At 72.5% G+C, this 24436-nt stretch carries 22 protein-coding genes and 2 pseudogenes; 14 read left to right on the top strand and 10 right to left on the bottom strand.

Features of this window, described 5'->3' with window-relative positions:
* Nucleotides 1-126: 126 nt before the first annotated feature.
* The 3 genes and pseudogenes from Athai_RS07305 to Athai_RS07295 all read left to right on the top strand — a co-directional run bounded on the left by Athai_RS07305 (nucleotide 127) and on the right by Athai_RS07295 (nucleotide 3907).
* A pseudogene (locus Athai_RS07305) lies at nucleotides 127-2027 on the top strand (prolyl oligopeptidase family serine peptidase).
* Nucleotides 2028-2463: 436 nt separating this feature from the next.
* Complete coding sequence (locus tag Athai_RS07300; protein ID WP_203960775.1) at nucleotides 2464-3219, top strand: hypothetical protein; 756 nt, start codon at nucleotides 2464-2466, stop codon at nucleotides 3217-3219.
* A 37-nt stretch (nucleotides 3220-3256) separates the two neighbouring features.
* Entirely contained in the window at nucleotides 3257-3907 is a 651-nt protein-coding gene (locus tag Athai_RS07295) for a winged helix-turn-helix transcriptional regulator (protein WP_239156775.1), read from the top strand.
* A gap of 95 nt (nucleotides 3908-4002) precedes the next feature.
* On the opposite strand, the gene Athai_RS07290 is transcribed toward Athai_RS07295, so the two are convergent.
* Together Athai_RS07290 and Athai_RS07285 are read right to left on the bottom strand one after the other, a co-directional pair.
* Nucleotides 4003-4386, bottom strand: coding sequence for a hypothetical protein (locus Athai_RS07290; protein WP_203960774.1), 384 nt, complete (start codon nucleotides 4384-4386; stop codon nucleotides 4003-4005).
* A complete protein-coding gene (locus tag Athai_RS07285; protein WP_203960773.1) occupies nucleotides 4383-5264 on the bottom strand; it encodes a hypothetical protein in 882 nt (293 codons plus the stop codon). Before Athai_RS07285 ends, Athai_RS07290 begins: the two co-directional genes overlap by 4 nt.
* 161 nt (nucleotides 5265-5425) lie before the next feature.
* Between Athai_RS07285 and Athai_RS07280 the strand changes: the two genes are divergently transcribed.
* Nucleotides 5426-6361 (top strand): helix-turn-helix transcriptional regulator, encoded by a 936-nt coding sequence (locus tag Athai_RS07280; protein ID WP_203960772.1) that lies wholly within the window; start codon nucleotides 5426-5428, stop codon nucleotides 6359-6361.
* A 52-nt stretch (nucleotides 6362-6413) separates the two neighbouring features.
* On the opposite strand, the gene Athai_RS07275 is transcribed toward Athai_RS07280, so the two are convergent.
* Complete coding sequence (locus Athai_RS07275) at nucleotides 6414-7331, bottom strand: NADP-dependent oxidoreductase (protein ID WP_203960771.1); 918 nt, start codon at nucleotides 7329-7331, stop codon at nucleotides 6414-6416.
* A gap of 498 nt (nucleotides 7332-7829) precedes the next feature.
* Here Athai_RS07275 and Athai_RS07270 point away from each other — a divergent pair, with 498 nt between their 5' ends.
* Entirely contained in the window at nucleotides 7830-9320 is a 1491-nt protein-coding gene (locus Athai_RS07270) for an alkaline phosphatase family protein (protein ID WP_203960770.1), read from the top strand.
* A 193-nt stretch (nucleotides 9321-9513) separates the two neighbouring features.
* Here Athai_RS07270 and Athai_RS07265 read toward each other — a convergent pair whose 3' ends face one another.
* Nucleotides 9514-10347 (bottom strand): hypothetical protein, encoded by an 834-nt coding sequence (locus Athai_RS07265; RefSeq protein WP_203960769.1) that lies wholly within the window; start codon nucleotides 10345-10347, stop codon nucleotides 9514-9516.
* A 282-nt stretch (nucleotides 10348-10629) separates the two neighbouring features.
* Here Athai_RS07265 and Athai_RS07260 point away from each other — a divergent pair, with 282 nt between their 5' ends.
* Nucleotides 10630-11655 (top strand): molybdopterin-dependent oxidoreductase, encoded by a 1026-nt coding sequence (locus Athai_RS07260; protein ID WP_203960768.1) that lies wholly within the window; start codon nucleotides 10630-10632, stop codon nucleotides 11653-11655.
* Here Athai_RS07260 and Athai_RS07255 read toward each other — a convergent pair.
* Nucleotides 11585-12379 (bottom strand): P-loop nucleotide/nucleoside kinase family protein, encoded by a 795-nt coding sequence (locus Athai_RS07255; RefSeq protein ID WP_203960767.1) that lies wholly within the window; start codon nucleotides 12377-12379, stop codon nucleotides 11585-11587. The two genes, Athai_RS07260 and Athai_RS07255, sit on opposite strands and share 71 nt — an antisense overlap.
* Before the next feature lie 145 nt (nucleotides 12380-12524).
* Complete coding sequence (locus Athai_RS07250; RefSeq protein WP_203960766.1) at nucleotides 12525-13382, bottom strand: phosphotransferase; 858 nt, start codon at nucleotides 13380-13382, stop codon at nucleotides 12525-12527.
* A 409-nt stretch (nucleotides 13383-13791) separates the two neighbouring features.
* Between Athai_RS07250 and Athai_RS07245 the strand changes: the two are divergent.
* Nucleotides 13792-14418, top strand: a pseudogene (locus Athai_RS07245) (phosphoribosyltransferase); the annotation flags it as partial.
* A gap of 15 nt (nucleotides 14419-14433) precedes the next feature.
* Nucleotides 14434-15150, top strand: a complete 717-nt coding sequence (locus Athai_RS07240) for a dienelactone hydrolase family protein (RefSeq protein ID WP_420829823.1) — start codon at nucleotides 14434-14436, stop codon at nucleotides 15148-15150.
* A gap of 92 nt (nucleotides 15151-15242) precedes the next feature.
* Here Athai_RS07240 and Athai_RS07235 read toward each other — a convergent pair whose 3' ends face one another.
* A complete protein-coding gene (locus Athai_RS07235) occupies nucleotides 15243-16472 on the bottom strand; it encodes an MFS transporter (protein ID WP_239156774.1) in 1230 nt (409 codons plus the stop codon).
* A gap of 85 nt (nucleotides 16473-16557) precedes the next feature.
* Nucleotides 16558-17388, bottom strand: a complete 831-nt coding sequence (locus Athai_RS07230) for a phosphatase PAP2 family protein (protein WP_203960765.1) — start codon at nucleotides 17386-17388, stop codon at nucleotides 16558-16560.
* A 120-nt stretch (nucleotides 17389-17508) separates the two neighbouring features.
* Between Athai_RS07230 and Athai_RS07225 the strand changes: the two genes are divergently transcribed.
* Entirely contained in the window at nucleotides 17509-17694 is a 186-nt protein-coding gene (locus Athai_RS07225) for a hypothetical protein (protein ID WP_203960764.1), read from the top strand.
* A 97-nt stretch (nucleotides 17695-17791) separates the two neighbouring features.
* On the opposite strand, the gene Athai_RS33980 is transcribed toward Athai_RS07225, so the two are convergent.
* On the bottom strand, nucleotides 17792-18130 hold the full coding sequence (locus Athai_RS33980; protein ID WP_239156773.1) for an SbtR family transcriptional regulator: 339 nt from the start codon (nucleotides 18128-18130) through the stop codon (nucleotides 17792-17794).
* 393 nt (nucleotides 18131-18523) lie between these two features.
* Between Athai_RS33980 and Athai_RS07215 the strand changes: the two genes are divergently transcribed.
* The 3 genes from Athai_RS07215 to Athai_RS07205 are packed head-to-tail and all read left to right on the top strand — an operon-like array spanning nucleotide 18524 to nucleotide 20773.
* Complete coding sequence (locus Athai_RS07215; protein ID WP_203960763.1) at nucleotides 18524-19474, top strand: SDR family NAD(P)-dependent oxidoreductase; 951 nt, start codon at nucleotides 18524-18526, stop codon at nucleotides 19472-19474.
* Between the two features lie 25 nt (nucleotides 19475-19499).
* Nucleotides 19500-19772, top strand: a complete 273-nt coding sequence (locus Athai_RS07210) for a hypothetical protein (RefSeq protein WP_203960762.1) — start codon at nucleotides 19500-19502, stop codon at nucleotides 19770-19772.
* Nucleotides 19773-19828: 56 nt separating this feature from the next.
* Entirely contained in the window at nucleotides 19829-20773 is a 945-nt protein-coding gene (locus Athai_RS07205; RefSeq protein ID WP_203960761.1) for a phosphotransferase family protein, read from the top strand.
* A gap of 199 nt (nucleotides 20774-20972) precedes the next feature.
* Here the strand turns inward: Athai_RS07205 and Athai_RS07200 are convergent, their stop codons facing one another.
* Nucleotides 20973-22544 carry an FAD-dependent oxidoreductase gene (locus Athai_RS07200; RefSeq protein WP_203960760.1) on the bottom strand — a complete coding sequence of 524 codons (1572 nt, stop codon included), beginning with the start codon at nucleotides 22542-22544 and terminating at the stop codon, nucleotides 20973-20975.
* A 52-nt stretch (nucleotides 22545-22596) separates the two neighbouring features.
* On the opposite strand from Athai_RS07200, the gene Athai_RS07195 reads away from it, so the two are divergent.
* On the top strand, nucleotides 22597-23124 hold the full coding sequence (locus Athai_RS07195; protein WP_203960759.1) for a nitroreductase family deazaflavin-dependent oxidoreductase: 528 nt from the start codon (nucleotides 22597-22599) through the stop codon (nucleotides 23122-23124).
* Nucleotides 23121-24419 carry an FAD-dependent oxidoreductase gene (locus Athai_RS07190; RefSeq protein ID WP_338028176.1) on the top strand — a complete coding sequence of 433 codons (1299 nt, stop codon included), beginning with the start codon at nucleotides 23121-23123 and terminating at the stop codon, nucleotides 24417-24419. Before Athai_RS07195 ends, Athai_RS07190 begins: the two co-directional genes overlap by 4 nt.
* Nucleotides 24420-24436: the final 17 nt, after the last annotated feature.

Below are 24436 nucleotides of genomic sequence, written 5' to 3'. Positions count from 1 at the left end.
CCCGGCTCCCGACCACCGGCCCGGATCGGGCCGGTACCGTCCGATCGATGCCCGCGGTGGCGTCACCCCGGGCGCCAGCGCCACGGCCCGTCCGGGTGGCGCTCGCGCCCCTGACAGACTGACCGGATGACCCGGTTGACTGCCGAACACGTGGTCGGGGCTCGCGTCCCGCAGACCCCGGCCCTTGCCGGGAACGGGCGGCTGCTCTGCTACGTGCTTGCCCCCACCAGCTGCACCGGTGACCACCTGGACACCGCGCTGTGGCTCGTCGACCTCGACGGCGACGGGGAGTGGCGTCGGGTGACCGCCGACACCGCAACGGAGTCGCAGCCGCGCTGGTCGGCGGACTCGGGCACGCTGTACTTCCTGTCCGACCGCACCGAGCGTGGCATCGCGCAGCTACACCGGTTCACCCGGACCGACGACGCGGTGGTCGCGTCGACCCGCTGGCGCGCCGGCATCATCGACCACCTACCGCTCGCCGACCCCCACCTGGTCGCGCTGCTGGCCGAGGACGAACCCACCGCAGCAGACGAGCGCCGCGCCCGGGACCGCGACGACGCCATCGTCGTCGGCGAGCGCGAACCCCGCGCCCGGCTGCGCCTGCTCGACCTGCGTACCGGCGAGGTCGCCACCCCGAGCGCGTTCGGCGACCGGCACGTCGTGGAACTGCGGCAACGCCCCGACGGTGGGCCGCTCGCGGTACTGACCCAGGCCAGCGCCGACCCGGACTACGGGCCCCGCAGCGGCCGGCTGCACCTGTTCGACCCCGTCACCGGCACCGCGGAGGATCTCGGGCCGGTCGAGGCCGACGCGCACTCGCTGGCCTGGTGGCCGGGCGAGGACGGTTGGCACCTGGGGTACCTCGCCCTCACCCCACCGGTCCTGCAGGCCGGTACCGCCGTGTTCGACCTGGCCATGGACAGCCGCGCCCGCCGCAACCGTACGGCCGACCTGCCGATGTGCCCGACCGAACTGTGCCAGACCGACGCGGCGCCGCTGGTGGTGCTCGCCGACGGGCTGAACACGACCCTGGCCCGGCTCGACCCGGACGGTGTCACACCGCTGTCGCAGCGCGGCGGTCAGCTCGACACCCTCAGCACCGACGGTGCGGGCACGATGATCGCGGCCGTCGCCGGCGGCCGTTACCAACCCCCGGACGTGCACGTCGGCCCACCGGCCGGGCCGCTGCGCAGGGTCACCGACACCCGGCCCGAGCTGGACGCCGTCACCTTCGGCACCCAACGCCCGCTGACCTACCGTGCCGCCGACGGCCTCGACCTGGACGGCCTGCTCGTCCTGCCGGCCGGACGATCCGCCTCGGACGGCCCGTTCCCGCTCGTCACGATCGCGCACGGCGGCCCCTACGACCGGTACGACGATCGCCTCCAGCTGTTCTGGCACCCCAGCGCGCAGTGGCTGGCCGCCGCCGGGTACGCGGTGTTCCTGCCCAACCCGCGCGGCGGGCAGGGCCACGGGCACGCCTTCGCCGCCGCCGTCGCCGGCCGGGTCGGGCAGGAGGAATGGACCGACATCCTGACCGGAATCGACCTGCTCGTCGCCGAGGGCATCGCCGACCCCGACCGGCTGGGCATCGCCGGTGGCAGCCACGGCGGGTTCCTGGCCGCCTGGGCCGTCGGGCAGACCGAGCGGTTTCGCGCCGCGCTGGTCAGCGCCGGCGTCACCGACTGGGGGATGCTCGCCGCGACCGGGGAGAACGGCCAGTTCGAGGCGGCGCTCGGCGGCAGCACCGGATGGTGCGGCATCGGCCCGCACCCGCACGACGCGGTCAGCCCCGTCTCCTTCGCCAGCCGCGTTCGCACCCCGGTGCTGATCCTGCACGGCGCCGAGGACACCAACGTCCCCTCGGGCAGGCCGTGTACCTCCACCGGGCGCTCCGCCACTTCGGCGCCGAGCACGAGTTCGTGATCTACCCGCGGGAGGGCCACTGGATCCGCGAACGCAACCACCAGCTCGACTTCCTGCGCCGCACCCGCGCCTGGTTCGACCGCTGGCTCCAACCCTGACCGGCACCAGGTAGCCCCGGTACCTTCATCGCCGCCGGCCATGGGGCTCCCGGTCTCTGGCCGGCATGATTGTTCCCCGGTAGTTGGCATGATCCGGGAGTGGTGTCACCCCGCGGTGCCCCGGGCCGCAAGCGGTCTTCGACAAGCGGCTACCGAACAGGGAGCCCAGGATGCGGGCCGTGCTCGACAAGCTCGCCGCCGCCAGGCACGGCACCTCCGCAGCGAGAGGCGGTGGCGCAGCGACACCGCCCACCGAGTACTGCCGCACCCATCCCTCGACCTGATCAGGTCCAACACCGCCTGCCAGTCCTCGACCGGAGCGCCCGCCACGGGATGTGAGCAACTCCTCATTTCTACTTTAAAAATTTGTCTAGCTGGTAGATTTTCTTGTGCATCGACACCCGTCGGTGCGGACCGGCGTGCGAAGCGAGCTGACATGACATCTGGACCCTGGTACCTCTCGGCGCTCGTGGTGATCGGCATCGGGCTGATCCTGTTCAGCACCGCGCGAGAGCTGCGGAACTCGGCGAAGGCCGCCGGCATGGGCGACGCGACCGCGACGCGGGTGACCGCGCTGTTCGCGGCGGGATACACCGGATGGATCGTGCTGACCGCTGCGCTGGCAGCCACGCACGTCTACCGGATGGACAAAGCCGCCATCACGCCGTGGTTGCTGGCGGGATTCGCGGTGCCCCTCGCCGTGCTGCTGCTCCTGGCTCGGCTACCGGTCGCGGCGCGGATACTGTCCGGACCGCACGTCGTGGCCCGGCTCGCCCGGCCACACGAGGTGCGTATCGTCGGCGTGATCTTCCTGCTCGCGCTCGTGCTGGGGTTGCTGCCCCCGGCCTTCGCGCTGCCCGCCGCGCTCGGCGACATCGCCATCGGCCTCACCGCACGCCGGGTGTCCCGCGGCCTGCTGCACGGCGATGGCAAGCGACGCGCGATCTGGTTCAACCTCCTCGGCATCGCCGACTTCGTCACCGCGTTCACCATCGCGTTCCTCGGCGGACCCGGCAGCGACCCGATCCTGCACCTGACACCCACCACGCAGTACGTGTCCACGCTGCCGCTGGCGCTCATCCCGACAGCCGGCGTACCGCTGCTGTTCGCCCTGCACATCCTGTCCCTGACCCGGCTGCGGACCACGAGCACCAGCACCACGGCACCGGTACGGCCGATCCGCACGGCATAGGATCGTCATGATCGACGCGAAGGTGGGACCGAGGACCGTGCGAAGCTACCAACAGAACTGCCCGATCGCCCTCGGCCTCGACATCCTCGGCGACCGTTGGACGCTGCTGATCCTGCGGGAACTGGTCGGCGGCCCCCGCCGGTACGGCGACATCCGTGCCGAGCTGCCCGGAATCGCCACCAACCTGCTCGCCACCCGGCTGCGGGAGCTGGACGACGCCGGCCTGGTCCGCCGTACCGAGTTGCCAGCACCAGCAGCCCGAACCGTGCTGGAGTTGACCGAGCCCGGCTGGCGCTACGTCGTACCGATCCTGTCCGCCGTCGCCCGGTTCGGACTCCGCGACTGGGACACCACAGCCCCCGGCGCCGTTTCCCCCTCCAGCGGATTCCTCGCCGGCGTCCTGCTTGCCTTCGACCCGCAGGCCGCAGCGGGCCTGACCCTCGACGTGGCCGTCGACGTCGACGACCGCCGCTTCACCTTCGCCGTCGACACGGACCGCCTCGCACCGTCCACCGCCGCACCGGAGGTGACCATCACGGCCCGATCCGCGGACCTCATCACGCTACGAACAGCCACCACCGCTGCCCAACGTGCCCGCGCCCTGCGGACCATGACCTTCACCGGCCCACCCGACCGCGTGGACCATCTCCGACGAGCATTCCACCTGACCACCACGTCACCACGTTGAGCCGGCGGCGCCACGGAGGTGCCACCGTGCGGGCCAGCCGCCGTCTCCGGCACCGCCGCCGCCACGCCCCAACGGTGACGGGCCACCCGGCGGCGTCAGGTTCTGGGGGTCGAGCGGATCAGGGCCCAGCGGCCCCCGGTCAGCCGCCAGACCCGGTACGCGGTGCCGGTTCCGGTGGCCTGCCCCGGCTGATCGAAGATGGACACCACCTGCGCGCAGCCTTGCTCCGGCAGCGGCGCGACGAGGAAGGCCCGGTGGCCCGGCCGTTCGGCGTCGGCGGACAGGTCGGACCGCAACCGTGCCACGGTGGCGAGCACCGGTTCGACGGTGACCGCGGCCGCAGGCCAGCTCGCCTGCAGCTGCGCGCGCTCCGCCTGCCAGGCGCCGTCCTCCCAGCGCGACATGGGGCCGAGACACGCGTCGAGCGCGTGGTACGCGTAGCGCGACGTGGACGCGTGGATCCCGTCCCGGCCGATCACGATGCGGTCGGGCGGCGCCGGGTCACCGACGGCCGCACCACCAGGGGCGATCTCGATCCGTTCCACCACACCGGCGGCAAGCACGACGCTGGTCTGGTGGCCGGCAAGCGGACCGTCGTAGCGCAGGATCTCCCGGTCCACTGGCGCGGAGACACCCCGACGGCCTCCGCGCCAGTGGAGTCGCCCGCCGGCGGGCCCAGCCGCGCCAGCACCGTGTCGCGCCCCGTTCCGGGCCGCAGCGCGAACACCGGCCCCGCCTTGACGGTGCCGGCCTTCGCCCCGGCTCCGGTCGCCGGGGCGGCACGCACGTCCCGGGTACCGACCGTGGCAGCCGGCGCCGTCGTCGGCCGCGCCGCGCTACCGGCCGCGCGAGGCCGGTACCGCGCGCCGCGCGCCTTGGGGAGGCGGATCGAGTGGCGGCGCACCGCCGCCCGGGGCTGGCCCGGCGCGATGCGGACGCCGTGCGCGTGCTGCGCCCGGTCCAGCGCCGCCAGCAGCGGCGCGACGGACAGGAGGATCACGAGGGTCAGGATCAGGACCGCGGCCAGGGCACCGCCGGCGCTCGTCCAGTCCGACCGCGCCGCGAGGTACCCGACCACCGCGACCAGCACCGCGAGCCCCGCGACCAGCACGGCGAGCCAGATCCGCTGGATGCGCAGGGTACGCTCCGCGCTCGGCACCAGCACCTCCACCGACTGCCTGCAGGTGCCGCAGTGCACGCGGTGCCGGGCGCTGCCCTCGGCGGGCCGCCGCGCCGCGATCGGCTGCACGGCCCAGCGGGTGCTGGTCAGCTGCGTGTTGTAGTACGTGGTGCTGGTGAAGTCCAGGAAGTGCGCGAGCCGTACGTCCGGTACCTCGTCGATCCGGTGAAACGCCATCGCGCTGCCTCGCCCCGCTCACACCCGCCCCGGAGGGGCTGCCCTGCGTTCCGGCCTCCGGCCGTGGACCGGAACCAGTCTCCGGGCCGCACCGCACCAGCTCAAGGAGAGAACGGGTCAGTGGCAGCTTCCGGACATACGACGGCGAATACGATGGCGGCATGCTGGACTCCGTACTCTCCCAGCGAGCAGGCGAGCTGTACCAGCGGCTGCTCGCCGGTGAGCGTCACATCCTGGCGCCGGCCGCACTCGACCACGACGTGCACGAGTTGGTGCTGGCCGGCTTCGCCCGGGTCCAGGACGGCGATCCACCGGTGCTGCTTCCGATCGCACCCGCCGTCGCCGCGCAGGAGGTACTCGGCGAGCTGGCCGCGCGGATCGCTTCCTGGCAGGAGCAGACCGCGCACACCGTGCACGAGCTGATCGTGCTGCAGCGCGACGCGCTGAGCGTCGACGGCGGCCCGGTCCGGTCCCCGGCCGACGTGGTCACCGAACCGGACCGGATCCTGACCCTGGTCGACAGCGTCCAGCGCGGCGCGCGCGACGAGTTGCTGTCCCTGGACACCACCGCGGCGGCCGGGTGCCTGTGCCAGCCGAGGCTCTCCCCCGCCGCCGACGAGCCGCCACGGACCTGGAAGACGATCTTCACCACCGACTTCGCCACTCCCGAACTGGCCTGGATCGTCGACGGCACCCGAAACGCCGGCGGCGAGACCCGCCTCGCCGCGACGCTGCCGATGAAGCTGCTGGTCGCCGACCGGTCCACCGCCCTGGTACCGCTGGACGAGAGCGGCTCGGCCGGCTTGGTGCTGTTTCGCTCCCCGTCGGTGATCGGGGCACTCGTCGACCTGTTCGAGAGCCTGTGGGACCGGGCGGCGCCGTACCCGGCCGCGCCGAGCCACACCGGTGACCTGACCCCCTACCAGCGGCACGTGCTCGCGCTGTTGGCCGGAAACCTCAAGGACGAGGAGATCGCCGCCCGCACCCACGTGTCGATCCGTACCGTGCGGCGCAACATCGCCGCGATCCTCGACCGGCTCGGCGTCACCACCCGCTTCGCCGCCGGCGTGCAGGCGACCAAACGCGGCTGGCTCTAGGCGAAGCCGTTGTCACCAGGGCGATCGGCGGGTCGCCCGGTGGCCTCGCCGGCTACGGACGAACCTGAACGACCGTCTTGCCCTTGCGGCGCTCGGCCGGGTCGAGCGCGGCGACGGCCTCGTCGAGGTGCGCCACCGTACCGATGTTGGTCCGCAGCCGCCCGTCCCGCACCCGCTGCACGATCTCCTGCAGTTGGGCCCGATCGGACTCGACCACGAAGTCGACCGCCACGCCGTCGGCGGGCCGCGCCTCGACCGGCCCGACGACCGACACCAGCCGGCCGCCGGGCCGGATCAGGCGCGCGGACCGCTGCTGCACGTCGCCGCCGATGGCGTCGAAGACCAGATCGACCTCGCCGACGTCGGTCAGGGCGTCGCTGTCGAGGTCGACGAACTCCTGGGCACCGAAGTCGAGCGCCTTCTGGCGGTCGGCGGCCCGCCCGGTACCGATGACGTAACCGCCGAACTCGCGCGCCAGCTGGGTGACCATCGTGCCCACGGCGCCGGCCGCGCCGTGCGCGAGAACCCGCTGACCGGCCCGCAAATGGCCGTGGTCGAACAGGCCCTGCCACGCGGTCAGCCCCGAGATCGGCAGGCTCGCGGCCACCGTGAATTCGACGTCGCCGGGCAGCGGGGCGAGGTTGCGCGCCTCGACCGCCACGTACTCGGCGAGGGTGCCGTCGCGGTGCCAGTCCGCGATGCCGAACACCCGCTGCCCGACGGACAGCCCGGTCGTGCCGTAGCCCAGCGAGCTGACCACGCCGGCCAGCTCGTGCCCGGCCACCGATGGCGTGCGATCGCGACCGGCCCGGTCGACCCAGGTCGACGGCCACTCCAACTCGGTCGGAACGAACCCCGACGCGTGCACCGCGACGACGACGTCGTTGATCGCCGCCGCCGGTTCGGGCCGCTGCGCCAGCGTCATCCCGGCCAGGCCCGCAGCCTCGTCCGTCACCACGATCGCCTTCATGACCTCGGTCCCCTCGAGCTTGGTCGTTGCCGGCACCGCCTTCCCGGTACCTGCCGCTCAGGTGTCTGGTGTCGGCGCGACTCGACGTCTTACCGGCTGCCGGGTAACGGATCGGTGGCAATTGTGCCGCGCGCCTGTCGCCGGGGCAGCGAGATCCGGCAATCGTGGCAGCCAGCGCGGGGTACGGCGCCGACGCGGCACCGCCGTCCCGGCCAGCTGCCAGACTGAGCCATCCCGGTGGACGACCTGGTCGGGCGCACGCTGACGCTCGATTGCGGGTTCGGGCCCGTGACCTTCGCGGTCCGACGCCAGCAATCGCTGCGGACGCGGCGATTTTCGACACAACATGCAAAATACGGGTAATCTACCGCCACCGTCGCCTTGCGGACGGACCGATCATCGACTGTCATTCATGGCGCGGGTGGTGGCACGTCACGTAGCAGCCACCAGCCGCCGACATCCTCGCGGAACAGGCCCCCCACGGTTCGAGGAGTACAGATGCCGGAAGACCCCCCGCACGGCACCACTCGACGCAGGTTCCTCGGTACGGCTGGCGCGACGGCGGCCGGCGCGGCAGCACTGTCGCTGCTGCCCGGGTCGATGCGCAAGGCGCTCGCCGCCCCGGCCGAGCCGCTGCACTCGTTGCGGCAGATCGAGCACGTCATCTTCCTGATGCAGGAGAACCGCTCGTTCGACCACTACTTCGGCACGCTCAAGGGTGTCCGCGGGTTCGACGACCCGGACGCGATCACCCTGTCCACCGGGCGTTCGGTGTTCCACCAGCCCGACCCGGAGAACCCGGACGGCTACCTGCTGCCGTTCCGGTACGACACGAAGACCACCAGCGGCATCAAGGCGTACGGCACGGGACACGCCTGGGACGCGCAGCACCTGTCCGGCAACGGCGGGAAGATGGACAACTGGGTGCCCACCCATCGCAGGCTGGACGGGGCGACCAGGGGCCCGTTCACCATGGCGTACTACACCCGGGAGGACCTGCCCTTCCACTACGCGCTCGCCGACGCCTTCACGGTGTGCGACAGCTACTTCTGCTCGGTGCTCGGCCCGACGCACCCCAACCGCGTGATGGCGATCAGCGGTACCGTCGACCCGGACGGCACGCTCGGCGGCCCGGTCGTCGACAACCACTCCACCGGCTTCCGTTGGACCACGTACCCGGAGCGGTTGCAGCGGGCCGGGATCAGCTGGCGCTACTGCACCGCATACCCGCCGGACACCGATCTGGGCTGGTTCAAGGCGTTCCAGGACGCCAGGCCGGGCGATGCGTTGTACGACAACGCGATGGTGCCGTACTCGCCGTCCATGGTCGCCGACATGATCCGCGGCGGCGACCTGCCGTCGGTGACCTGGCTGGACGCCCAGTACCTGCCGTCGGTGTACGGGCTGCCCGAGGCTGCCGAGGGTCCCGGCAACTTCCCGGCGGCCGGCGCCGAGTACATCTGGACGGTGCTCGACGCGCTGGGTTCACGGCCCGACGTGTGGGCCAAGACCGTCTTCGTCATCGTGTACGACGAGAACGACGGCCTGTTCGACCACGTGCCGCCGCCGCGACCGCCGGAGGGTACGCCGGGCGAGTGGGTCACCGTGGACCCGCTGCCCGCCGGCGCGGTCGGGATAGCCGGCCCGGTCGGCCCCGGCTACCGGGTGCCGGCGCTGGTGATCTCGCCGTGGAGCACCGGCGGCTGGGTGTGCAGCGAGCCGTTCGACCACACCTCGCAGCTACGGTTCCTGGAGCGGCGTTTCGGCGTGCGCGAGAGCAACATCAGTGCCTGGCGCCGCCGTACGGTGGGGGACCTGACCTCGGCGCTGCGGCTCGGCCACGCCGCCCCGAGGTTCCCGCGGCTGCCCGACCCGACGCCACTGCTCGCGGTCGAGCAGCGGGAGGCGGCGACGCTGCCGCTGCCGACCGTGCCGACGAGCCAGCAGGTTCCGCACCAGGAGCCGGGCCACCGTCCGCACACCCGCTGACCGGCTGGCGGTGTGCCGGGGCACGTGCGCGCCCCGGCACACCGCCACCGTCCGGACGCGGCTCACCCGGCGGACAGCGTCACCGGCGACACTCGGTCACCACCACCGGGACCACCGCGTGCGAACGCGTGCCCGATCGTGCCGGTCTACCGAACCCGTCCCGCCGTGCCCGGTGTCGTGGTGCCGCCCGCGTTCAGGGCGCCACCAAGCTCGCAACGGAGCGGCGCGGAGCCTGCCCGGCGGGACGCGAGAGGTAGAACTCCGTGTGGTACCAGCCGTCGGCCTCCCGGCCGGTCGGGTCGACGCCGGCCCCGGCCAGCGCCTCCAGCGTGCTCCGCTGCTCCTGGTCGTCGAAGAACCGGCGCTGCTTGAACGTACGGTCGGCGAGCCGCTCGGTCACCAACCCGCACCGGTCGAGCACGGCGGCGATCGGCTCGTACCCGACGGTGCGCAGGGTGAAGGCGGCGACCCAGGGCGGGGCGTCGCGGCGTCGCAGCAGCCGTTCGAACGTGTGGCTGGTGATGTACCCGATGCCGCCGGTGACGGTCACCAGGTCGGCGCCGTCGGCGGCGGCGCGCAGCGGGTCGCTCGCCGGCTGGTCCTCCAGGTTCTCGGCGAACGCCTCGTCCAGCAGACCGGCGCCGGTCGCGTACCGCAGAGCCGGGGCGGACGCGTCCACCCCGATGACCCGCACGGAGTTCGCGGTCCGCCGCGCGGCGAAGTACTCGCGGTCGGCGCGCATCAGCGCGTCCGGGGACAGGCCGGCCAGGTCCGCCTGCGCGTAGCGGCGGCGCAGGTCGTCGAGCGTGAGGTCGTGGTTGAGCAGTGCGGCGGTCAACCCGTACGAGCAACACAGGTCCAGAACGGTGACCGGGCGATCGTCCCTGGCCAGCAGCGAGGCCAGCCGCCGGAAGACCACGCTTCCGTGCGTGGGGATCTGGTAGTCGAGCGGGCCCAGCGTCGCGAAGTACGCTCGCGGGTCCGGTTGGTGGTAGATCTCGTCGAAGCTCTTCTTGTCCCAGCCCACCAGGGCGGTCCTCCTCTTCGGTCAGTTGCACGGTGGAATGCGCGTGTCTGGTTTGTTCTGATCTGTATCGATCGTCATGTAGCGCATGATAGGGGAAGATCCGGTCCGGGGCGGGTGCCGATGTTCCGCGCAGCCGACGCCGGAGCGAGGCTTCTCACCCCGGCCCCGCACTCCTCGCGCCGGACACCCGCGGCGCCCGGTGATCCGGTGTCGCGCCCGCGGGCGGTGCCGGGCCGGCCGGCGCCGGTGGCCGGGCCCGCGCGGGAGCGGGAGACTGGAACGGTGCGTTCGCTGCGCGCCGGACGGCGTACCAATCTGGCGTTGCTGGTGCTGCTGGTGCTGGCGATCGGCACCGGCGCGGTGGCGTTCGCGCTGGGCACACCGGTACCCGGGCTGCTGATCGCGGCAGCGCACGCGGTCGTCGGTCTCGCCCTGGTCGCTCTCGTACCGTGGAAACGGGTCATCGTGCGCCGCAGGTGGCGGCGGACGGGGCACCGCGGTGGCATGATCGGTGCCGCGCTCGGTGTGCTGGTGGTGCTGTCGATCGGCGCCGGTGTCGCGCACGGCCTGGCCGGCGACCTGTCGGTCGGCGGCATCAGCCTGATGCAGGTACACGTCGGTGCCGCGGTGGCCGCGGCGGCGTTGCTCGTCGCGCACGTGCTCCTGCGCCCGCAGCGGCCCCGGCGCACCGACCTGTCCCGGCGGACGCTGGTCCGGCTGCTGGGCGTCGGCGCCGCCGGCGGTGGGCTCTACCTGGCGCTGGTCGGGCTGGACCGGCTCGCGGCACTGCCGGGGGCGCGGCGCCGGGTCACCGGCTCGTACCCGACCGGCTCGGGCGATCCGGCCGCGATGCCGGTCACCCAGTGGTTCACCGACCGGGTGCCGGCGCTGTCCGTCAGCGACCACGACCTGCTGGTCGACGCCGGCGGCCGGACCCGGCGGGTGCCGTACGCGACGCTCGCCGCCGCCACCGACCAGGTGCGCGCGACGCTGGACTGCACCAACGGCTGGTACGCCGAGCAGCGGTGGCAGGGCGTGCGGCTGGACCGGCTGCTCGGTGCGATCGATCCGGGCGCGGCGGTACGGGTCGTGTCGGTCACCGGCTACCACCGCAGCTTCCCGGCCTCCGACGCGCCGCACCTGCTGCTCGCCACCGGTGCCGCGGGCGCGCTGCTGTCTGCCGGACACGGCGGGCCGCTGCGGCTGGTCGCGCCAGGGCGGCGCGGTTTCTGGTGGGTCAAGTGGGTGGCACGCGTCGAGGTACTCGACCGCCCCTGGTGGTGGCAGAGCCCGTTCCCGCTTCGCTGATCCGCCGGGGGCGAGCGGGGATGCGGGTCAGCTCGTCGCGGCACGCCCGGCTAGCCGGGCGTGCCGCGGCCAGCCAGGGCTGCAGGCCCTGCCGCGCGCGCCGCAGTACCTCGCCGGGAGAGAGCTGATCGGCTCGTTCGACCATCACGACATGCCAGCAGTACCGGGCGACCGCGCGCAGCGTCACCTCCCGCTCGCGCTGCAGGTACGTGACCGCGGACGCGACGTCGGTCACCGGCGGGCTCACTCCGTACCCGGCGAGCTTGGCGACGTACCAGTCGAGCCACTGCACCCCTGTCCTGCTCGCGGCGCGGGACAGGGCGGTCTCGGCGTTCCCGTCGAGAAAGACCATGACCGGGCGGACCGGTGCGAGTACCTCGGTGAGCTCGGTGAGGAACGCATCGATGGTCCGCTCGTCGTGCCCCATGGCCAGCAGGGTGGGGACGAACGGCACCAGCGCGTCGGCGATCACCACATCGACGCCGCTCGCCAGGACCGACTCGACGAAGCGCCCGGTTGCCGCGAGCAACGTCTCCCGCTCGACCCGGCCCGTGGCAGTGAACTCCGCAGCCACCGCGGCGAACTGCGGCCGGGTCAGGATCTCCTCCTCACGGAAGTGGTCCACCCGCAACGCCGTACCGGCCAGCCATCGGGACAGCCCGCCGCACAGGGTGGACTTGCCCATTCCCGGAGCTGCCCCGCACACCGCGATCAGGACCGTCATGACCGCCGAGCCTGGAGGTCGTCGCGCAACCGTTGGCCGGCTCGGTCGTCGGTCCTGCCGACCAACGGGCCAACACAGCGCCACCGCACGACCCTCCCGGGCCAATCTGCCCGATCGTGACGGGGCCTCCGGGGGCGCCCGGTTGCTACCACACGACATCGTCGAGTGCCGGCCATGGCGGGCCCTCCCGCAGGGCGTGCAGGAACGCCACTCCCGACTCCCGGCCGCTCGGGTGCCGATCGTTGCGGTTCCAGCGATGCGCCGCCACGATCGCGAGTACGACCGCCCGGCACTCGCCGACCAGGTCGTGGTCGGCGTCGGAACGGAGCTGGCCGACCTCGCGGGGCGCCCAGGCCAGGTCGTACTCGACTGGCCCGTGCGCGGTGTTCTCGAAGTCGATGAACAGCGGCCCGTCCTTCGTGGCGAGGACGTTCCCCGGGTGCGGCTCGCCGTGCAGCAGTTGCTCGGGCGCGCGCCGGTCGACGATCGATCGCCCCAGCTCGCGCAGCGTGTCGGCGAGCAGCGCCCGGTCGGTGTCCGCGAGATCGGGAGTGACCGCACGGCTGGCAACGTCTCGTCGAACGGCAGCCACTCGATCCATCACGTGCGGCGCCGGGACCTCGATCCTGCGCAGTCCGGTATGAAGACGGCCGAGTGCCTGGGCGTATTCGGCCGGTGGAACGGTTCGAGACCGCACGGGTTCGAGGTACGCCCACATGGTGATCTCGAAGCCGGCACGCACGAAGACGCGTGGTTCGACCCGAGCATCGAGCGCGGCGACCGGGCCGTCCACCTGCGCCAGTTGCCGCACCACGTCGACTTCCCGCTGCACGCTGGCGAAGTGCGTGATCGGCGCGACCCGGGCGACGACGTCGCACGGCGTCAGCCGGATCACCAGCCGGTTGGAGTCGCTGAGAACGATCCCGTCGTCGACGGCCAGGTCGAGCTCCGCGGCGGTCGACATCGCGGCGGCCGTCGCACGCCTCCTCGCAGCCGCATCCATCTCCGGGCCTCCTCCCCGCCTGCACAGTCGTAGCACCATGGCGCCATCCCGGCCCAGCCAGCACCCGGCGAGCCCGGATTCCGGGCTCGCACCGCCACCGGGCGATGCCGCGGGCCGAGGCGAGGGCGATAGGCCCCCGGAAGCCGGGCCGAACGGCCCCGCACCGCAACCCCGGCCGGGAACACGATGGAACTGGCACCCGACAGGTAGCCCGGGTCATCGGAGGCGAGTCGAGTAGTGGCCACCCAGCGATGGGCCGGTCCCACTCTCGCTGCCGTTTGCGGCAGGTCTCCAACCGGTGACGAGGGCCGGCCCTGCCGGGTGTCTTTGGGGATGGTGCATCGGCATCGATCGGCCAGCGCGGTCGATGCGCTCGGCGGCCGAGCGCGACCGGCCCGGGAGCGAAGACATGGATCGAGACGAGAACACCCGGATCCTACCGGACCGGGTAGCAGCCGGACGGCGGCTGGTCCCACTGCTGTCGGAGTTCCGGGACGGTGACACCGTGGTACTGGGCCTGCCGCGCGGTGGCGTCGTGGTCGGCTATCAGGTGGCACGCGGCCTGGACGCCCCGCTCGACGTCCTCGTCGTGCGCAAGCTCGGGGTGCCGGGCTGGCCGGAGCTGGCGGCCGGCGCGATCGGCGAGGGTGGGGTACGCGTGCTCAACCCGGGTGTGGTCCGCGGCGAGGGCGTCGACGATGCCGAGCTGGCCGCAGTGGAGCGGACCGAACGCGCCGCGCTCGACCGCCGGCTGGCGGGCCTGCGCCGGGTCCGCCCGCAGGTCGACCTCGCCGGTCGGACGGCGCTGATCGTCGACGACGGGATCGCCACCGGCGCGACGGCTCGGGCCGCCTGCCGGATCGCCCGCGCCCGCGGGGCCCGCCGCGTCGTCGTCGCGGCCCCCGTGGCGGCGGCGTCGAGCGTCGCGGCGCTCTCGCCGGACGCCGATCAGGTGGTGTGCGACCGGACCCCGCGGCGGCTCGGCGCAATCGGCTCCTGGTACGAACACTTCCCGCCGGTCGATGACGGCGAGGTCCAGCACCTGGTGGCGCTGGCTGCCGCGCCGCGTCCGGCCGCGGATGCCGGCGACATCCGGGTGTCGATCCCGGCCGGACCGGTGACGCTGCCCGGACTGCTCGCCGTGCCCGGAGGGGCCGGCGGGATCGTCGTCTTCGCACACGGCAGCGGCAGCAGCCGGCTCAGCCCGCGCAACCAGTACGTGGCACGCCTGTTGAATCGGGCCGGGTTCGCGACACTGCTGTTCGACCTGCTCACACCGGACGAGAGCATCGACCGGCGCAACGTGTTCGACATCGACCTGCTGGCCCGCCGGCTGGCCGCCGCGATCGGCTGGATCCGCCACCAGCCCGCCGTCGCCGGGCGACCGGTGGGCCTGTTCGGTGCCAGTACCGGAGCCGCCGCCGCGCTGGCCGCCGCGGCCGACCCGGCGCTCGACGTCGGCGCCGTCGTGTCCCGGGGCGGCCGGCCGGATCTCGCCGATCGGTGGCTGCCGGCCATCGGCACACCGACCCTGCTGATCGTCGGTGGCGCGGACCCCGTCGTCCTGACGCTCAACCGGGAGGCCCTCGATCGGCTGGCCGGGCCGAAGCACCTCGCCGTGGTGCCGGGCGCGACCCACCTGTTCGAGGAGCCCGGCACGCTCGACCAGGCGGCCGCCCTCGCCACCAGCTGGTTCGCCGAACACCTCGCGGCGGCGCGCGCCGGCCACGCCGGCGTTGCCGACCGCGGGGCCCGAGGACGCCGCTGACCCCGACGGCGACGCGGCATCGAGGATCGTCTCGGGTGGCCGCCAGACCGGATCCGGGGCACCTGGTCGTCGAGTTCAGGCGTTCCGGCCGGCTACCGGCCGGTGCGTACTCGACGAGCGGCCCACGCGGGTGCCGCGGTGGCCGCCGCGAGCAGCAACGCCAGCCCGGTCAGCCCGCCGGTGACGGTGGTACCGGCGGCGAGCGCGCCGACCAGCAGCGGCCCGCCGGCGTCGCCGGTCTCCCGGCCGACCTCGGCGGCACCCATCGTGGTACCGAGTCGGTCGGGTGTCGTCGCGGCGGCGAGCGCAGTGAAGCCGAGCGTGGTGGCGAGACCGGTACCCAGGCCGATCAGGAGAGCCGCCACCGGCAGCCCGGCGACCGGCGGCAGCCAGCCGGCACCGACGTACCCGGCCGCGGCGAGTCCGACACCGAGCGCCATCCCGGCCGCGGCAGGCAGCCGGCCCGCGTCGTGCAGTCGCCCGGCGTACGGCTGGACCACGGTGGCGGTGGCTGACAGCAGGGCGACCATCCCGCCGGTGACCAGCGGGCCGAGCGCGGCGCCGCGGACCGGTAGGAACCCGACGCCGGTGGACAGGGCGGCGGTCGCGGCGGCCAGTGTGACGGTGGGTACCAGGAATCCGGGCCGGGCGAAGGCGCGCACCGCGTCGGCGAGGGTGGCACGGTGCCGGGGCAGTGGCGGTACCGCGCGCACCGTGAGCGCAGCCCACAGGCAGACCGCGGCGGCCAGCAGCCCGAGCGCCGCGAACAGGATCCGGTACCCGCCGAGCCAGACGAGCAGCCCGCCGAGCAGCGGGCCGAGCGTGTAGCCGAGGCCCTTCGCCGCGCCGTACCCGCCGAACGTCCGGCCGCGAGACCCAGCCGGCCGCAGCCGGGCCAGCAGGGTGCCGGCCGCCGGTGAGAACGCCGCCACGGACGCGCCCTGCCCCAAGCGGGCGACGCCGACCAGTGCGGGGGCGCCAGTGGCGGCGACGGCGATGCAGGCGAGCCAGAACCCGGCCAGCCCGGCGAGCAGCACCGGCAGCGGGCCGATCCGGTCGGTGAGGGCACCGAACACCGGCTTCAGCACCACCTCGGCACCGTCGTACACGGCCAGCAGGACGCCGAGGGTCAGCAGCGACGCGTGCCCGGCATGGGTGTACCCGCCGAGGTTCGCGGCCACGCTGTGTGCGCCGAACGCGGTGACGAACCCGGCCGCGTACAGCGGCCGTACCTGCCGTCGCCGGGTGGCCGGCGGCAGGCTCGGGTCCGGGCCGGCGGTCACCGCGCCTCGGACCTCCGCATCGTCGGCGCCCACCGGCACCCGACGTCCCCCACCGGTACCAGCACCGGCACCGCGAGGTGGCCGTAACGGCCGAGCAGTGCGCCCAGATCGACGAACGCCGCAGTCACCGGTATCGGCCCGGACCCGGCAGGTCAGCGGTCGTGGTCACGTCGACCCCGCCGGGCTCGGCACGCCGCGACACGGTGGCGCTCGGCTGGTCGCCGCGAGCGGCGTGCGAGGCCGGCCCGACCGGAGCCCGCCGGTCGTCCGGAGTCGACGGGTATCGCTGCGCGACGCCGACGGCCGGACGAACCGGCGCCGCGGTGATCATCGGCCGCAACGGTGTGCGGGCCAGCGCCACCAGCAGCCGTACCACCAGGTTGCGGGCGACACCGATGACCAGTGCCGCGACCGCGGCGCCGATCAGCAGCCCACCAGCGACATCCAGCGGGTAGTGGACCCCGCAGTAGACCCGCGCGAAGGCCAGGAACACCGCCAGCACCGCGGCAACGGCACCCCACCTGCGCGAGGCCACCAGCAGCCCGGCGGCGAACGCTCCGGCCATGACCGCATGGTCGGAGGGGAACGACGGGTCGGCCGAGTGACTCAACAGCAGCAGCACGTGCGGCATCGCCACGAACGGTCGGGGCCGGTCGACCAAGGGGCCGACAACCTGGTTGACCAGCAGTGCGAGCACCGTGGCCAGACCGGTCAGGGCCACCGTGGCGATCGATGCGAACCCGTCGTCGCGACGCCGGGCCAGCAACCCACAGACCACCCAGATCGTGGCGAGACAGGCCAGGCCACCCCAGAGGGCGTAGGCGGCCATGAATCCATGCGCCCATCCGGTGTGCGCCGACAGCTGGTTGATGTCCCAGAACAGGCTGCGGTCTGCTGCCATGCCATGCCTTTCGAGGTAGAGGGTGAGCCAGCTCAGTGCTTCGTGTCGGCGCACGCGGCGCTCCCCACCCGCACTCGGCACCTGCCGCCCGAAGGAACCCAGCAGCCTCAGCTACTACATTTCAGCGTCGTAGCTATTGTTACTACACTCGCTGTCGTAGATCGAGGGCGGCCAATGGGCAGCGGCGCACTCAGGGCTGCCGAAGGGCTGATTCGGCGCGACACCCGTGCCGACGAGCCGGCGCTCGACAACGCCACGGTGAGCACCACCGAATCGGCGATCGCCGGTGTTCCGGTATCGCCGCTCACCGGCGCCCATCGCGACCGACGGCGGCCGGCCGACGGCAGGGACACATCGTGACCCTGCTCGAGCCGCCGGTCCGATCCAGGCTCAGCGGCAGGGCACGTCTCCGGCACACACGCCGCGATCGACGTCGCCGGCGCGTGCCGGCGGTCGCTCAACTGCCGGAATGGACGGCGCCGTCCTGCACTGCGGTGGCCATGACGCCGTGCAGCAGCAGGCCGATCAAGCGGGTTGCCAGTCCCCTTTGATTCTCCTGGCCGGCGATCAGACTGATTCCGCCGAGTCCCATCAGCACGTCGTTCGGGTCGGCGCCGGTACGTAGCGTGCCGGCGGACGCGCCCGCATCGAGCAGTACCGCAATGGCGGCCCGGAGCTGATCGCGCGTACGCAACCGGTCCTCCTCCGACAGCAGGACCACCCGCAGCACGTCGGCCATCCCCTGCTTGGTGGCCATGAAGTCGATGAACCTCTCCATCCAGGTGGGCAGTGCCACCTCCGGCGGGAGCGTCCGCAGCAACTCGGGTGAGGCTGCGCAGAGGTGAGCAAGCTCGTTGCGGTAGACCGCCTCGACCAGGGCTTCTCGGGTGGGGAAGCGCCGATACAACGTGCCGATCCCGACGCCGGCCTGCTGCGCGATCGCCTTCAGCGACGCCTGAGTGCCCTCTCGGGCAAATGCCTCCCCGCGACCGCGAGCAGCCGCTCCTGATTGCTCCGCGCATCCGCACGGAGCGGTCGATCAGCCATCGTCCTCCTGCCTTCGCCGAGGCTGTGACTCGCATCGCCTTGCTAAGCGGAGCCGAATCCGGTTACCGTCGAACAATAGCGGAGCCGAGTCCGCTTACAGCCTAGCGGCAGCCCAGCCGCCCATCCAGGAGGGCACAGGACCATGTCCGATCCATTCACCACACCGTTCGGGGCCACGTCGACGGCCGCCGAGGTCATCGCCGGAGTCGACCTGACAGATCACCGCGCGATCGTGACCGGCGGGTCGTCCGGTCTTGGCATCGAGACGGCGCGCGCGCTCGCCGGCGCCGGAGCGGCCGTCACCCTTGCCGTGCGCGACATCGCCGCCGGCCAGCAGGTCGCCGAGGACCTGGCCACGACCACCGGCAACAAGCAGGTCTCGGCCGCGCCATTGGATCTGGCCGACCAGACATCGGTGGCCGCATTCGTGTCGGCCTGGCGCGGGCCACTGCACATCCTCGTCAACAACGCCGGGATCATGGCGCCCCCGCTGTTGCGGACCGTCCAGGGCTGGGAGATGCAGTTCGCGACCAACCACCTCGGCCACTTCGCCCTCGCGGTCGGCCTGCACCGGGCCCTGGCCGCGGCCGGTGCTGCCCGGATCGTGGCCGTCAGTTCGGTCGGGCACATCAACGGCAACGTCGACTTCGACGACCTCAACTTCGATCGCCGGCCGTACGACCCGTGGCTGGCCTACGGACAGTCGAAGACGGCCAACGTCCTGTTCGCCATCGAGGCAGCGAAGCGGTGGGCGGCGGACGGGATCACGGCCAACGCGCTGAACCCGGGCCGGATCACCGGCACCAACCTGAGCCGGCACATCGGCGACATCGCGAATGCGCCGGCATCGTTCGAACCGACCAGCACCGACGTGTCGTGGAAGACCATCGAACAGGGCGCCGCGACCTCGGTGCTGCTCGCGGGGTCACCGCTGGTGGCCGGTGTCACCGGACGGTACTTCGAGGACTGCCAGGAGGCGGGCCCGAACCAGCCCGGCGTACGCCGCGGCGTCGCCGCCTACGCGCTCGATCCGGAGGCCGCCACCCGACTCTGGCAAGTCTCCACCGAACTGATCCACCCCACGATCCGCTGAAACCCGGCTTCGCGAACCCCGGCCAATGGAAGAGGTGCGGCGCCGGATCCACTGCGGCATCGACACCGCCGACCTGCCCGGCATCGCCGACCGGCCGCCCACCCAGCACCGCCTGGCGGTCAACACCCGACGCAGCGACGGATCCCGCATCCGCCTCTGCCTGACCGGTCACGGCGGGCTCGCCACCCGGCTCTCCTCGTTCGTGCACCACCACACCGACGATCGGCCGCACCCGCCTGCTTGCTCGGGGCCGTTCCAGCTGGTGACGGCCGCCCGGCCGGCTGGTCACTGCCGCTGACCGGCAGCCCAGAAAACCCCTATCGCGGCAGGTCCCGGCCGAATAGCCTCGCGCTCATGACCGAAGGCGACTGGAGGGACGGCGGGTTCAGGCAGCGTCGCCCCTCCGCGGAAACCCTCGCCTGGGTTGCGGCGTCGATGGGAGCGGGCAGTCGCGTCGTCGGCCATCGCCGGCTGACCGGTGGCGTCTGCTCCGCCGTGCATCGGCTGACCGTCGAGCGGCGTGGAAGGCGAACGTTCGTCGTGCTGCGACAGTATCCGGGCGGGCTTGGCCTGCAGGCGACCGTGCAGCGGGAGATCGCCAACCTGCGGGTGGTGGCGGGAAGCGGGATCCCGGTGCCGAGCGTCCTCGCTTCCGACGTTTCCGGCGCATCGACGGGCGGGGCGCCATCGTTGCTGATGACCCGGTTGGCAGGGCACGTGGACCTCAGCCCGGCCGACCCTCGGTCCTGGCTGACGAGGATCGCGGAGCTCGCCGCGTCACTGCATTCCCTCGATCTGCCCGCGAGGCCGTTCCGGCCGTGGACGGATTCGTGGATCGCTCCTCTCGATGGTTTCCGGGTGCCGGCCGGTGCACGGAAGCCGGCCGTGTGGAAGGCGGCGTTCGATGCCATGGCGGCGCCGCCGCCGAAGGACACCGCCGTCTTCCTGCACGGCGATTTCCTGCCGGTCAACATGCTGTGGTCGCGCGGCAGGATCACCGGGCTGACCGACTGGAACGGCGTCCACCGGGGATCGCGCGCGATCGACGTCGGGCAGTGTCGGCGATACCTTGCGGCACTCCACTCGCCCGAGTGGGCCGAGCAGCTTCGGTCGCGGTACGAGTCGATCGCCGGGGTGGCCCTCGATCCGTGGTGGGACCTGTATGCCCTGCTGCATTACGACGACAGCCAGCCGAAGTGGATCCGTGGTCAGGTCGCCGGGCGCCGTCCGGTCGACGTGTCCGGCATGGCTTCCCGGGTCGAGGTCGCCGTGGAGACAGCACTACGGCGCCTCGGATGACCGCGGATCAACCGGGTTGTCGTGCTGGCCGAGGCGATGGACGAGCCCTACCGCAGGTTCGGTGGTCCGGGCGCGGCGCCACGGAGAACTCGCTCGTGCCCTGCCGACGGCGATCCGGGTCGACGGCTTCGCCGGGCCCGCGTACCGGAAGCTGATCGCACCGCGGCCGACCTCGTGTTCGGTACCGTGGCGGCGAACGTCACCGGCGCGACCCGGCGCGGGCGCCGAGCAACCCTCGGGTGGGTACCGACCAGATCGGTTCCACCGGGTGGCCGTAGCAGGTGAGGATCTGGTTGGCCGCCCGGATCCCGGTCAGCGCCGCGCGTTCCATCAGCGCGGCCGGCACGGGCGAGCCGACCCAGTCGCCGGCCAGCTCCAGGCCGGGCAGCGCGGTTCTGGTGCCCGGTCGCTGCGCGCCACGACCGACGGGGAAGCCGGCGGCGTCGTGGCCGATCCGGCAACGGCGATGAACCACCGACGAAGCGGCGACCTCCGGCCACAGGTCGGTCAACTCCGACAACATGGTGTCGGCGACGTGTTCGCTGTCGGCGTTCCGGTTGCAGGCGTAGGCGTGCAGTTCCACCACTGCCCCGCCGGTGCGCTCGTGCCAGCGCCGGGCGTGCGGATCGAAACGATGGTAGAGCGTGATCGAGTCCAGCTCCTGCGCGTCACCGATGCTGGTGAACACGGCGCGGTCGGCGCCGACCTCCCCGGACAACCAGTACCTCGCCACCGCGTACGGCGGGCCGACGAACGGTGCGGTGGCCGCGGCGCGCAGCCGCGGGTCGCGTTCGGTGATCTCCGGGGAGGCGGCGAGGATCGAGCCGGCCGACCGGGCATCGGCCGCCAGTACGACGCGGTCCACCTCGATGCTCTCGGCGCCGGCGTGCCCACGCCACCTGCCGGCGGCCGTGTGCTCGAGGCGGGTGACCGAGCGGCCGAACTCGAACTCGACCCGGTGCCGCTGCGCGTACCGCTGCAGGGGAGTCCAGATCGCGGTCTGGTAGTCGGCCCGTGGCGCGTCCATCCCCAGGCCCTCCGGGTTGGCCAGGAAGTAGAAGTGGAACATCGCCACCAGTTCGGCTGCCGACATGCTGCCGGCGTCGTTGAAGAAGGAGTGCGCGAACACGTTGAACAGCATGGCGCGAGCCCGGTCCGGCAGCCCGAGTTCGGCGAGGAAATCCCGTGCGCTCAACCGATCCAGCCGTCGCGGGGTGCCGGAACCGTGGTAGGCGAGCAGCTCCCGAGCCAGGTCCTGGTTGGCGTGCCGCAGCTCACCCAGGCGCAGGCTCGGCGATCGCGCCACCAGCGCGGCGATGCTGACCGGCGGTGTCGGCGGTAGCGCGTCGAACTGCTCGTCCGGGAAGCGGGAGGACACCACCGGATAGCTACCCAGCGGCTGCAGCAGGCCGCCGTCGGGGTCGATGCGCGACAGGACGGCGCGCCAGTTGTAGTACTGCCGGAAGAAGCCATGGAACCCGTGATCGATCGGCTGTTCCGTCCCGTCGGGCAGCGTGTGCGGCACGGCGCAGAGGCGGCCACCGAGCTGCGGTGCCTGTTCCCAGACCATGACCGGAAATCCGCGTTCGGCCATCACCACCGCAGCGGACATCCCGGCAATGCCGCCACCGATCACCAGCACCGACCCGACCGGGCCGCCCGGGTGGCGGGAGGCGGAGGGTTGGATCTGCAGCCGGCGCCGCACGCCGAGCGCGCGCCCTACGAGGCGCGAGAAGCCGGCGAGTGCGGCGGAACCGGTCGACGGCGCCATCTGACCTCCTCCGATCGACGTGCGTGTACTGGCCCGGAAGCATACGCTGACGATGCGTCGATTTGCGCATCGATTTTATCTAGCTAGAATAGCTAGCTACAAACTGGGGGTGTCGATGAACCCACTGCGCGACGAGATCGTCACGACCAACCGGAAGATGATCGAGCGAATACTGGCCGACCCACCGGGTCAGCTTCACCGCGACGCCTGCGCTCTTCGCGTACTCGAGACCGTCGGCCGGCTCAGCGGGCGTCCGCACCGCACCCCGGTCGGACTGCTGGAGCACGACGGACAGCGCTACCTGGTCTGCCCGGACCGGAACCGAGACTGGCCGGCCAACCTACGCGCCCGGCCACGGTGCCTGCTTGCGGCCGGGTCGCAACGCATCGAGTACCGCACGACGCCCATCGACGACGACGAGGCAGCCCGCGCCGTCGCGGCGTACCTGTCGGCCACGGCGCAGCCGTGGGTGAGCGCGGCGTTCCCGGTGCACGACGGCGCCAGCCTCGCCCAGATCGCCGCGGCGATGCCGCAGATGGCGGTGTTCCGACTGTCCCCACCAGCCAATGGGCGGCCATGATGGCCGCGCGACGTTCCTGCGTCATCGTCGGCGCCGGGCCGGGCGGGTTGCTGCTGGGCTACCTGCTGGCGCGCGCCGGCGTACCCGTCACGGTGCTGGAGACCCACCGCGACTTCGATCGCGACTTTCGCGGCGACTCGCTACACCCCTACACGCTGGAGCTGTTCGACCAGCTCGGCCTTGCCGGCCAGCTGTTGCAGCTGCCCCATCACCAGGCGCGGTACTTCCGATTCCACACCCCGTCCGGCTCGGTGACCACGGCCGACTACGGGAAGCTCGACACACCATTCAACTACGTGGCGCTGATGCCGCAAGCCCGATTTCTCCAGTTCCTCGCCGCCGAGGCCGTCCGCTGGCCGAACTTCGAGCTGCGGATGGGATGTCGAGCGCGTGGACTGCTCGAACACCAAGCCGCCATCCTTGGTGTCGAGCTGGGCAGCGGTGCACCGTTGTATGCGGACCTCGTCGTTGCCGCCGACGGCCGGTACTCCCGGATGCGGCGCGCGGCCGGCATGAAGACGACCAGGCTTGGCGCCACCACCGACCTGTTGTGGTTCCGGTTGCCGCGGCACGACCAGGATCCACCCGATGCCGATGTGGACCTGTTCTTCGGCCGACACCAGTACGTCGGTCTGCTGGGCGGTCCGGACAGCTGGCAGGTGGGAGTCAGCCTGCCCAAAGGCGGATACCCGGCGCTGCGGGACGCGGGAGTGGCGACAGTCCGAGACGTGGTCGCAGGTCAGGTCCCATGGCTTGCCGACCGCGTCCAGCTACTGACCGGCTTCGACCAGACCACCTTGTTGTCGGTCGACATCAGCCGACTGCAGCGGTGGTGGCGGCCCGGGCTGCTGTTCATCGGCGATGCCGCCCATGTGATCTCCCCGGTCGGCGGCAACGGAATCCTGATGGCCGTGCAGGACGCCGTGACCGCCGCCAACCTGCTGGCCCCGCCGCTGGCTCACCATGCCGTCACCGACGAGGGCCTCGACAGGGTCCAGCGCCGACGCGAGCCGGCGCTGCGGCGCGTGCAGGCGGCACAGGTACGGGTCGAACGCCGCTCGGCCCGCGCCCGTCGCGCCGGCCGGCCGCTGTTGCCCACACGCCTGTTGCGTGCGGTGACCGCGGTTCCCGGCGCCCGCGCCCGAGCCGCCAGGGCCAACGCCTACGGCCCGCAGGCACCGACGCTCGCGTCATGGATTCTCGAGGGGTTGGGGTCGTGCCCAACGGCACCGCTCCACGGGGGAAGCGAGGGACGCCAGGCGGACCAGCCCAGGTCGTCGGCGGAGGCGCCGTGAATCCAGCGAGAGATGAG

The organism is Actinocatenispora thailandica (genome assembly GCF_016865425.1).
Classification (GTDB): domain Bacteria; phylum Actinomycetota; class Actinomycetes; order Mycobacteriales; family Micromonosporaceae; genus Actinocatenispora; species Actinocatenispora thailandica.
Note: the sequence above shows the minus strand (reverse complement) of the source record. Positions and strands in the feature narration are given on the sequence as shown.